This is a genomic window from Mycolicibacterium sp. XJ2546 (assembly GCF_053483195.1).
Genome location: NZ_JBEFRW010000033.1, coordinates 1 through 8,492, shown reverse-complemented (window position 1 = coordinate 8,492; position 8,492 = coordinate 1). Strand labels below are relative to the sequence as shown.

Genomic DNA, 8,492 nt, shown 5'->3' with positions numbered 1-8,492 from the left:
TGCTTTGCTCCCTTTCTCCCCCCCCCCCCCCCCCCCCCCCCCCCCACGGCGGGAACCCGGCGTCGTGATGGCGGTGGCCACAGGCTGCGGACCGCACCGCCACCACGACGACCGGATGACAGCACTCACGACGAGCACCAGGAGCAGGAGCAACACCCATGGGCCACAAGATGACCGAGGCCGAACTGGACCGGATCGCCGCGGCATTCCACGAAGCCGGACACTGTGTCAGTTCGGTGATTCTGGGCGGGCGCGTGCACCAGGCGGTCATCCACAAAGACGGCGGCGGCCAAACCGAGTTCGACGTGATGCCCGCGGGCACAGACGCCGCCGTCACGTTGGCAGGACCATGGTGCGAAGCACGGTGGACGATCGGCCGCCGGCCCGGTCCCGCCGACCTGCGCCGGATACTCGCGGCCAACCAATCCGACGACCACGCGTTATGCGCTGCTGGAGGAGCCCATACGGGCGCCGAGGTTGTTCCCCTACTGGAGCGATGCTGGCCCGCCGTCAAGGCCGTGACCACCAAGCTTTACTTCAAAGGCCGCGCCTCGCACCAAGACGTGTGTAAGGCACTGGGACTGGTTGACGACGGCGGTCCCAGCAGCCTCGGGCTGGCGATGATCCGCAGCGGGGGCGTGCCAGGCACGTTCAATCTGAGTGGCACCGCAGTGTAGCTGTGGTCTGTGAGTCACAACGAGACGATCTGAATTTCTTCACGAGGTTCGCCACCCTCTTGCCAGTGCATGGTCACCTTCAACTGCGGCGGGCTCTGCATGAACACCACCATGGGCCACTCCATGTGCGAGTCAGGCAGCAGGTCAAGAGGCTCGGGCTCGTACATGAGATGTACGGGTTCGTCGTCTCCCATCTCACCCCAGCTGGCTGGCCAGACACCGGCAACCTCGAACCAAAACTGTTCGGCGGTGACGCTGCTGCTTCGATTCTCAATTACCAACGAGTCGCCTAGACGCCTCGCTCGCGGGCGGGCGTGGTCATCCGCATTCCGGCGTACACCTGGCACGCCCAAACCCATCTGAGCAATATCACCCTCGATGGCGCTGCGCACCTTGTAGGCCAGGTCCGCCGGGCTGTCGTACTCACCCAACAGTCCCTGACTTTCGAGCGCGGCTCGGAACTCGTTGAGTGCGGCCACCTGATCCCGGTCCGCCGAGCGGGGAATTGGTTCGTTGGAGAACCAGACGTGGACATGTTTGCCAGCGTCAATCGCCCGTTGGATCTCCTCAGCGGTGCCCGAGACGGCATCCGCTGTCGCCTGCCCGAGGCGGCTATCGAAGAGCGCGATGACAATATCGGCTCCGTCTACCAACTGCTCGTTGATCACGCCCTGACCGCTGCCGACACCGACTCGGGGGATGGCGTCTGCCTTCCAATGACGGGGCAGGAGAATCGCCTGGGCAGACTCGGCCCGGTCGCCGTTCCAACCGTGAAGCGCCGATTTGACCGCTTCCACCTCTTCGGCCGTGTCACCCGGCGAGGAGATCAACACCTTGAGCACGTGCGCGTCGAACATCGCACCTCCTTACACTCCGTCGCGGTGGACTATCGCCGACGAGACTGCCTGGCTTCAAGCGCTCGTCGCGCGAAGGCCAGCTCACGCTCCTCAAACTCGCCGTTGGCATACTCAATCGCCTCGGAAAGTAGCTCCCCGGCACGCGCCGCCACAGCTTCCGAGCACCGAAACACCTGTGTCTCACCTTGACCGCCGGAATTACCCTGCGTGAAGCCAAAGCCGTTCTCGTCAAGCTTCTTTCGAAAGTGATCCTTCCAGAAGGGAGGCCCTTTTGGCTTGAATTTCACCGTCACCTCCACCTCGCCGGGAGTATCTTCGCCCGACCTGACAACAGGCTCACCGACGAGTTCGATGGGCTCCCAGCGCGTAACGGTGGACACCTCGAGGATTTCGAGGAACTCCTCGTCCGTTTCGGGTGGCATCAGGGTTTTTGCCCGCTTGCCTCCCATCCGCCATGTCTCAGCCCATGACATACGTCTTATCTGCTGCCGAGGCTGAAATCTGTCTGCCTCTCGAACGGCAATCGCCTCAGTGGTCTCGATCCGCTCGATTGCTCCCCCCAGACGTTGACGCCATCGGAGACCGCTTGAGTCTGTGTACTCGACGGCGAACTGGATACCTTGCCAGTCGGCGGTGTGCACAGTGACGAGGGTGAACCATGCCTCGTGATCCGTGGAATCGCGATACGGCGTCAACATCACCGAGGTGGGGATGTATTCATGGAGCCGGTTCTCGGCTTCAACTAGGTCGGGAGTGCGCCGTTCCAAGCGGCCGTCTGAGCCATAGGGCGAATCGACGAAGGGAACCGAGACGTCGAAAAACACGTCCTTGCTGCGGTTCTCTATTCGGAATGTCGCCAGAGATTCGATACCTTCCGGCATCCTTACTTTGTAAATGGCCAACAGGCGCGCCTGCGCCATGTCGTTGTTTTTCCTGATATCTGCAGCCTCTTGACGATCGGCGTGGGCGTGGGCACTCGTCACCCTGATGCTGAAGGCAGCGATAAGGAATGCGGCAGCCGTGGCGGCACCGCCCGCCCAGGTTCCCCACGCCTCGTACCAACCGTCAGTCAATAGCCCAAGGTCGAGCGACATGGCGACGAGTGTGCCTATGACAAATGCGGCAATGAACAGGCCCGCGACGACGCAGCAGCCAATTACGACGGCACGAAACTGACCATCCTCGGGCAAACGCCGATCCGGCGTCGATTCCGCTGTCACGACTCACATGGTTGCACTTGCGGCACAGCCGGCCCAGCAGGATGACCAATCCATCAGTGGTGCTGCAACCAGTCAGTTAGGGCGTCATCGAGGGCAGCGCTCTTGTCGATTTCAAGATCAGCCGCCCTAGCCAAGAAGCGATCCACCAGAACAGCGTCCGCACTGCCCGGCATCTGTTTACGGGTCTGGCGTGGACGCGTAATCGGTTTCACCATCAGTACGTGTCTTGGGAAGAGATCGACTAACGACAACATCTGTTCGGTGGTGATTTCGAGTGGCCTGCCTTGGACAAAGCCCCACTTCAACATCTTGACCTTGATTACTTCGTCTGCAATCCCCTTGCGGTGAACAAAGTCATTGCGAATTCGTCGAAGGTCACCGAAGAAGTCGACAAGCACGTCGTTCTTCTCTAGCGGTTCGTCCGCAGAGCTATAGAACTCCGCGATGCGCTCTCTGAATTGCTCATCCCAGATCGCGTGCATGTAGGCGAACCACTGCGAGTAGACGATCGACTGCAGTTCTGGGTAGCGCTCGACGTTGGTCGAGGTTGCGCCAGCGATGAAGAATTGCGTTCCGGCACGAAGGGCAGAGAGCAGCTGCTGTACGTGGACTCGCCCGTTTCCGGGTTCTGCACAGGGCATGAACGTTGGAAGGTGTACATAGTGCGGCAGGTCGTGAGGTTCCTTGCCGTCCAGAAATCGGTCATGGTGCGTCTCCCACTCCCCACCCCAATTGACGACGAATGTGTGTGAGGTCAGCGTGATGAAGAGAGATATCAGGAATGCGCGCTCGAGCTCATCAATGATGTCCTCGATCTTGGCGTCTTCGCCAGCCGTCCAGTCTCGCAGCGAGTCGAGCGCCGCATCTAGGGCCACGTCGAGCGCTTCGACGCTCGCTACGAATTCCGTTCCAACCGTCACCTCGTCGACCTTGTCCACCACGTCGCTCAATACGCCGTGAAGCGGGTTGCCGGGTGGAACGGGGTCGGACTCAATGGTCAGCCGCAGTGGGTCCAACATCTTCTTGACGAAAAGGTGCTGCGCCTGCTCTGGAATCCCCTTCTTCCCGACGACGTTGTTCTTCCGGTAGAACAGCATCCCGGTTGTCATCGGCTTCGCGAGTTCAATAGCCGCCAGCCACCGCTTGCTTCGGCTCTGCAGATTCATTCGAGGACGGTACGTCGGTACGCCGACAAGTCGTATCTACAACACGGCCCGCGTTGAGGGGATAGTGCTGTGGGTATTGCACGGAGATTGCACGCTTAGCCATAAAATAGCTCTGACCTTGTGGTCCCGACTGGGATCGAACCAGTGACCTTCCGCGTGTGAGGCGGACGCTCTCCCGCTGAGCTACGAGACCGAGAAGGCTCGACCCGAGGGTCGAACGACGTCGAAGACTAGCACGTTCGAGGCTACCGGCCCGAATCGCCAATGCCGTGATGCTGGCGATTTTCGGGCGGCCCGTCGCTGCTCAGCGGGTCGAGACCGATGACGGGGATCGCGGTACGGGGCACCGTTTCTCGGCTTCGCGCGACGTAGAACGGCTAGGCTGGTGGGCGACCCGAGTGCCGACGCGACGACGGCATCTCGGGATTTGTGCAGGTACGCTTGCGTGGACTATCGTCGTGCTTCGCGACGGGCGACGTGTCGTTCGTGGCGCGCGGATGTAGCGCAGTTGGTAGCGCATCACCTTGCCAAGGTGAGGGTCGCGGGTTCGAATCCCGTCATCCGCTCGAAGGTGCAGTGGCATCAAAGCCCAGCGGTGGAGTGGCCGAGTGGTGAGGCAACGGCCTGCAAAGCCGTGCACACGGGTTCGATTCCCGTCTCCACCTCAATGTAGGTTCTGGCGCGATTAGCTCAGCGGGAGAGCGCTTCCCTGACACGGAAGAGGTCACTGGTTCAATCCCAGTATCGCGCACCAGCATTACGCAGTTCAGAGGTAGTTCCCAGCCCAAGCAGCGGGCCGCGTGACCTCAATATGACCTCGCGGTGGCAACCGGCGAGCTAGCTGTGATGTCCAGGGAGGTTGGTCAGTCGGGTGACTGGTGGCTGGCCTCCGATGGCGGAGTGGGCTCGGTGGTGATTGTAGAAGTGCAGCCAGCCGGGGAGAGCGGCGTTGCGCTGTTGGGTTGAGTCGTAGAACCGGGCGTAGGCCCAGTTGTCGGCCAGGGTGCGGTGGAAGCGCTCGATTTTGCCGTTGGTCTGAGGCCGATAAGGTCGGGTTCGCTTGGCAGTGATGCAGCTCCGTGCAGGCCTGGCGCCAGGCGTAGGACCGGTAGGCCGATCCGTTGTCAGACAGGACCCGTTCGACGGTGACGTTGCGCTCGCCGAACCAGGCGACGGCGCGTTGGAGCACAGCTGTCGCGGTGGTCGCTTTCTCGTCAGTGCAGATCTCGGCGTAGGCCGTGCGGCAGTGATCGTCGATGACGGTGTGCACGAACGCTATTCCGATCTTAGGCGCATATCCTTTACCGCGTTCGCCAGTGCGCTGAGCAGTCCGCCGCGCGTTGTGCCTGCTGAGTTGTCGGGTCGTGAACTTGTGGCCGCCGGGCCGTCGGGGATGTTGGCGAACTTGGTGACGTCGACGTGGATCAGTGAGCCGGGGTAGGCATGCTCGTAGCGCCGCAGCGGTTCGCCGGTGATTCGATCGATGTGAGACAGCCGGTTGATTCGGCAGCGCGTCAACACTGCGTGCACCGTCGAGGCTGGCACGGCGAGCACACCGGCTACCTGGACCGGCCCCAGACGCTTGCGTTACCGCAACTTCACGATCCTGCGCATCGTCTGCGGGCTAGTTATGGTAGTGCTGGTGTGCGGCCTAGAGCTACGGTCGGCCATGCCGGCCACACCCTCGGCGCGGAAGCGGTCGGCCCACTTCTTTGCAGTTCGCGAGGACACCATGAACATCTTGGCCGCTGCGGCGTAGGTCCAGCCGGAGTCGACGACGAGCTGGGCGAGGCGCAATCGAGCGCGCGGGGTCAGAGCAGCGTTAGCGTGGGACACGAAGGCCTCCTGGTTGGTGAAGCGGTTCCTAGATAGCTCCACTTCACAACCGGAGGCCTTCCCTGTCACACAGGCTCACCGATATCGGGAGAGACAACCTCCCTGGACATCACAGCTAGCCCAACCGAGAGGTAGCTAGCCATGACCCGCCCACACGTTGCCCCGCCCGCTTCAGCGGCCGCAGACCAGCTCGGCGACTGGTTGGGCGATAGCGGTAGCACCGCGCAATTCCGGCGCTTCACAATTTACACCGCCGTCGTGAGCACCCTCGCCGCGCGCGTGATCCAGGTCCGCGCCGAGGGTGAGCAATTCGACAACGGCGCCGGGCTCCACACAGTTACCGTCGACGGCGACTCGTTCGACGCACTTGCAGCACTCACCGCGCAGGGTGCCCGAGCCCTGGCCGCCGCCCTCAACGCCGCCGCCGACAAGCTCGATCAGCACGCTCCGATCGCCTACACGCTGCTCTAGAACGACCGCCCCGCAGGCCAGTTTGACGCCGGCGGAACGCCGTCGTTACTGCAGAGCCCGACGTAACCCAGCCTGCGCGCAGTAGCCCAGTCCCCCGCTTGCGCCGAGGGTCGCACCCGAGAGCGTTTGATCACCGCCCGGCGTGCGCCACAGCTGAGCCGCACGCCACACGGGCGCGGGGCTACTCGTCGTGGCCGAGAACGAATATCGGGCAGATGGCTTCGGGGTCGTATGGGGAGGGGATCAGACACCAGCACCCCGCAGGGGTTCCGATCCTCGGGCCCGCCCGCTACGGCAGCGAATAAGTTAGTCAATCAATCGCGCCATCTTGCGCAGCACCAGCGTGGCACACCGGATGACTCCCGCTTACAGACGTCCCCTTCCGTCTGGTTGGATTACTTGCACCGACCGGCCGCTTTCTACCGGCGCAGCGCTAAAGTTGAGGGGAGCTTGGTGGAGCATCAATTTCTGAAGTACGAGGCCTCTGGGATCGCCGAGCTACTTCGCTCAGAGTCGCTCGCCGTCCCGTTCTACCAACGGTCATATTCTTGGTCGACTATCGCGCCGCGATCAAGTTCTGAAAGCACGAGCGACAGGCAACAGGTTGTCGACTTTTGGCATGACTTAACGAGCAGCTACAAGTCGGGACAAAGCTACTTCCTGGGCACTGTCGTTCTCGCCACCGGTGGTGAGAACGGCGACAACACCCGCAGACTAGTCATAGACGGACAACAGCGACTTGCCACGACATCGCTCCTCCTGGCGGCCATACGCGACACCTATCGCGAAAACGGCGAAGCAGAGTACGCAAGATCTACCCAGCAGGACTATCTCGGTAAGTTCGATCGCCGAGTCGGAAAAGACCAGCCGCAACTTATTCTGAACACCGATGACCGCGACTATTTCGAGCGCAAAGTAATTCTACGACAAGATGTTGAGCCGACTAAACACAGTCAACAGCTTATCAAGAGCGCGTACGACTTCTTTGTCGGTGAGTGCCAGCAATTTGTAGCCGACAACGGCGCCGAGTGGCGCACCCGACTATCCGAACTTCAAGAGTGGCTCGACAAGAGCGCACAGGTAGTCTCCATTACCGTCGCGACAGAAGCCGACGCCTTCCTCATCTTCGAGACCCTGAACGACCGCGGTGCCGATCTCACCGTCGCCGACCTCCTGAAGAACTTCCTTTTCAGTCGAGCGGAACGACGTCTAGATGAGGTTAGAGACGACTGGGTCCGAACTCTGGAGAATCTCGACGTCGGCCAGGTCGGGAATCAGCGCTTTACGACATTTGCCCGCCACCTTCTCAGTTCGAAACACGGCCTCGTTCGCGAGCGAGAGATCTACTCTCGCTTGAAGTCGATCGTCGGTGGCCCAGAACAGGCCGTAACCTTCAGCCAAGAATTGCGCGATAGTTCCCGCGTTTACCATGCGCTAATTAGCGCTGACAGCGATTTTTGGGCTGACTATCCCGAAAGCGTCGTCGATGCGGCGGCGGTTCTCGTAGATCTCCGCATCGAACGGTATCGGCCACTGATGCTCGCCGTCCTTACCACCTTTCCCCGCCATGAGATCAGCAAGTTCGTGCCGGCGATGGTGTCGTGGTCGGTCCGCATGCTGTGTGCAGGAAACTTGGGCGGCGGCACCTCGGAAGCTGCATTCTGCGACGCAGCACGCGACGTGCGGGCAGGCCATGTGACTAGGACAGAAGAAATCTTGCTTACCAAAGTTAGCGGCCTTGTCCCGACCGATTCGGTGTTCCATTCAAGTTTCACCGAATGGAAGCCGATAGGCAGGCTAGCAAGGTATCTGCTGCGGGCGCTGGAGCTGGAGATACGCGGCGAACCGCAACCGGAATTGGTGGTCAATAGCGATGTCCAGCAAGTCAATCTTGAGCACATACTGCCGCAGCGAGCGACGCTGGACGACTGGCCGCAGTTCCCGCCAGATGACAGAAAGCTCCATACCGACAGATTGGGAAATCTCTGCCTGCTTCAGAAAGGCCCAAACGGCGTCATCGGTAACAAGAGCTGGTCCGTGAAACGACCTGTCTTGGAAGGGTCGAGCTTGAGACTCACTTCGAGCGCGGCCGAGGCCGACGAGTGGAATGCCGAGGCAATCGTCGAACGGCAGCGGAAGATGGCGGATCTTGCCGTGCTTGCATGGCCTCGCGACCCTCGTACGTGAAATGCGCCGTAGCCCGATACCCTCACCACACTTCGACATGCCCGCGATCGATGCATGCATGATCGCACGCGCTCGGAC

The 8,492-nt window shown here is 61.2% G+C and carries 6 protein-coding genes, 4 tRNA genes and 1 pseudogene; 6 read left to right on the top strand and 5 right to left on the bottom strand.

The window, feature by feature from the left end:
* The first annotated feature begins 158 nt into the window (after positions 1 to 158).
* Positions 159 to 677, top strand: coding sequence for a M50 family metallopeptidase (locus ABQE44_RS25675; protein ID WP_448432623.1), 519 nt, complete (start codon positions 159 to 161; stop codon positions 675 to 677).
* Positions 678 to 691: 14 nt separating this feature from the next.
* On the opposite strand, the gene ABQE44_RS25670 is transcribed toward ABQE44_RS25675, so the two are convergent.
* From ABQE44_RS25670 to ABQE44_RS25655, 4 genes are all read right to left on the bottom strand, one after another.
* On the bottom strand, positions 692 to 1,534 hold the full coding sequence (locus tag ABQE44_RS25670; RefSeq protein ID WP_448432621.1) for a DUF4062 domain-containing protein: 843 nt from the start codon (positions 1,532 to 1,534) through the stop codon (positions 692 to 694).
* Between the two features lie 29 nt (positions 1,535 to 1,563).
* Positions 1,564 to 2,754, bottom strand: a complete 1,191-nt coding sequence (locus tag ABQE44_RS25665; RefSeq protein WP_448432619.1) for a hypothetical protein — start codon at positions 2,752 to 2,754, stop codon at positions 1,564 to 1,566.
* Between the two features lie 53 nt (positions 2,755 to 2,807).
* Complete coding sequence (locus tag ABQE44_RS25660; RefSeq protein ID WP_448432617.1) at positions 2,808 to 3,920, bottom strand: hypothetical protein; 1,113 nt, start codon at positions 3,918 to 3,920, stop codon at positions 2,808 to 2,810.
* A gap of 121 nt (positions 3,921 to 4,041) precedes the next feature.
* Positions 4,042 to 4,113, bottom strand: a tRNA-Val gene (locus ABQE44_RS25655).
* 300 nt (positions 4,114 to 4,413) lie between these two features.
* Here ABQE44_RS25655 and ABQE44_RS25650 point away from each other — a divergent pair.
* The 3 genes from ABQE44_RS25650 (at position 4,414) to ABQE44_RS25640 (ending at position 4,674) form a co-directional block, all read left to right on the top strand.
* Positions 4,414 to 4,486: transfer RNA gene (locus ABQE44_RS25650), tRNA-Gly, on the top strand.
* A 28-nt stretch (positions 4,487 to 4,514) separates the two neighbouring features.
* Positions 4,515 to 4,585: transfer RNA gene (locus tag ABQE44_RS25645), tRNA-Cys, on the top strand.
* A gap of 14 nt (positions 4,586 to 4,599) precedes the next feature.
* Positions 4,600 to 4,674, top strand: a tRNA-Val gene (locus ABQE44_RS25640).
* A gap of 83 nt (positions 4,675 to 4,757) precedes the next feature.
* On the opposite strand, the pseudogene ABQE44_RS25635 reads toward ABQE44_RS25640, so the two are convergent.
* A pseudogene (locus ABQE44_RS25635) lies at positions 4,758 to 5,756 on the bottom strand (IS481 family transposase).
* A 258-nt stretch (positions 5,757 to 6,014) separates the two neighbouring features.
* On the opposite strand from ABQE44_RS25635, the gene ABQE44_RS25630 reads away from it, so the two are divergent.
* Together ABQE44_RS25630 and ABQE44_RS25625 are read left to right on the top strand one after the other, a co-directional pair.
* Positions 6,015 to 6,227 carry a hypothetical protein gene (locus ABQE44_RS25630; protein WP_448432616.1) on the top strand — a complete coding sequence of 71 codons (213 nt, stop codon included), beginning with the start codon at positions 6,015 to 6,017 and terminating at the stop codon, positions 6,225 to 6,227.
* A 453-nt stretch (positions 6,228 to 6,680) separates the two neighbouring features.
* Complete coding sequence (locus ABQE44_RS25625) at positions 6,681 to 8,414, top strand: DUF262 domain-containing protein (protein ID WP_448432614.1); 1,734 nt, start codon at positions 6,681 to 6,683, stop codon at positions 8,412 to 8,414.
* The last annotated feature ends 78 nt before the right edge of the window (positions 8,415 to 8,492 follow it).

Bases quoted from the DNA above. Each gene is read 5' to 3' on its own strand.
- ABQE44_RS25660 (WP_448432617.1), bottom strand. From the start codon at position 3,920: ATGAATCTGCAGAGCCGAAGCAAGCGGTGGCTGGCGGCTATTGAACTC.
- ABQE44_RS25670 (WP_448432621.1), bottom strand. From the start codon at position 1,534: ATGTTCGACGCGCACGTGCTCAAGGTGTTGATCTCCTCGCCGGGTGAC.
- ABQE44_RS25675 (WP_448432623.1), top strand. From the start codon at position 159: ATGGGCCACAAGATGACCGAGGCCGAACTGGACCGGATCGCCGCGGCA.